At 44.4% G+C, this 351-nt stretch carries 1 protein-coding gene; it reads left to right on the plus strand.

Annotated features, from left to right (window positions below; genetic code table 11):
* Window positions 1-351 (plus strand): ATP-binding cassette domain-containing protein (locus KH400_RS22870; RefSeq protein WP_217228559.1); only part of this gene is annotated, 351 nt, incomplete at both ends.

A 351-nucleotide genomic window follows, 5' to 3' on the forward strand; every position in this document is an offset into this window, starting at 1 on the left:
ATGCAGATTCAAGATAAAGGACGCGTTGGATTGGTTGGCCGCAATGGTGCCGGTAAGTCAACGCTCTTGAAGATGCTAATCGGTGAAACGCAACCTGATGAAGGTACGATTTCAATGAAGAAGGGTATCAAGTTGGCTTACTTGGCGCAGAACTCAGGACTGGATTCTGATTTGTCTGTGTACAATGAGATGCTTGATGCATTTTCTGATGTCATTGCATTGGAAAAGAAGATGCGCGACATGGAGACGAAGATTGCTTCGGCTACTGATTACGAGAGTGATGAGTATGCAAGTTTGCTATCTGCTTATGACCAAGCGCAACACGATTTTAGTGAGAAGAATGGTTACGGT

The sequence above is a fragment of the Desertibacillus haloalkaliphilus genome, from assembly GCF_019039105.1.
GTDB lineage: Bacteria > Bacillota > Bacilli > Bacillales > KJ1-10-99 > Desertibacillus > Desertibacillus haloalkaliphilus.